Origin of the sequence: Arthrobacter celericrescens (assembly GCF_003614925.1) — a bacterium.
Taxonomy (GTDB): domain Bacteria; phylum Actinomycetota; class Actinomycetes; order Actinomycetales; family Micrococcaceae; genus Arthrobacter; species Arthrobacter celericrescens.
The window spans coordinates 1-948 of the sequence record NZ_QYLP01000046.1 but is presented as its reverse complement, the minus strand read 5'-3'; the positions used below and the strand labels follow the sequence as shown (position 1 = coordinate 948).

Genomic DNA, 948 nt, shown 5'->3' with positions numbered 1-948 from the left:
CTAGGGCGTGTCTCTTTATTGGCGTAGCCAGATCAGGACTGCGTAGAGTGCGACGCCGGCCCGGTAGGTTTGGGCGAGTTTGTCGTAGCGGGTGGCGATTCCTCGCCATTGCTTGAAGAGATTGAAGGACTGTTCGACGGCGGCCCGGCCTTTGTAGGCGTGGGAATCGAAGGCCACGGGCCGGCCGCCGCGGGAGCCTTTGCGTTTCCGGTTCGCGATTTGGTCCGCGGGTTCGGGGATGACGGCCTTGATGTTTCTCGAGCGCAGCAGTTCCCGGTTCGCCCGTGAGGAGTAGGCTTTGTCGCCCATCACGGCATCCGGCCGGGTCCTGGCGCGGCCCGGTCCCAGGCGGGGCACGCTGATGGTGTCGATGACCGGGGCGAACATGCGTGAATCCGAGCCCTGGCCAGGGCCGATCAGGAACGCCAGCGGCCTGCCTTTGCCGTCGCAGGCGTGATGGATCTTGGTCGAGAGCCCGCCCCGGGACCGCCCGATGCCGTGGTCAGCCGGCTCGGTCAGCGGATTCCTGTAATTCGAGGGATCCCCCTGTGTCGCGGGGAAGGTTCGTCGCGTGCTGGTGGGCGCGGTTGATCGTGGAATCGACCGAAACCGTCCAATCGATCCCGCCGGCGGCGTCGGCCTCGGCAAGCAGAGCCGCGTGAATCCGGTCCCACGTCCCGTCCAGGCTGAAACGGCGGTGGCGTTTCCAGACCGTCTGCCACGGGCCGAAGGCCTCGGGCAGGTCCCGCCACGGAATCCCGCACCGGAACCGGTAGATCATGCCCTCCACGACCTGCCGGTGATCCCGGAACGGCCGGCCACGCTGCCCTTCGGAACTGGGCAGCATCGGCTGCAGGCGGGACCACTGCTCATCAGTCAGCTGCGCAAAACGAGACACCCAACAAGCATGCCAAAGAGCGCCGGGCCGAATTTAGAGACACGCCCTAG

1 protein-coding gene is annotated in these 948 nt (G+C 66.2%); it reads right to left on the bottom strand.

The annotated features are described in order from the left end of the window. Nucleotides 1–15: 15 nt before the first annotated feature. A protein-coding gene (locus D3654_RS10600; RefSeq protein WP_425359405.1) for an IS5 family transposase occupies nucleotides 16–847 on the bottom strand; the annotation gives its coding sequence in 2 pieces (ribosomal slippage) (nucleotides 16–541 and nucleotides 540–847; 834 coding nt in all). Nucleotides 848–948: the final 101 nt, after the last annotated feature.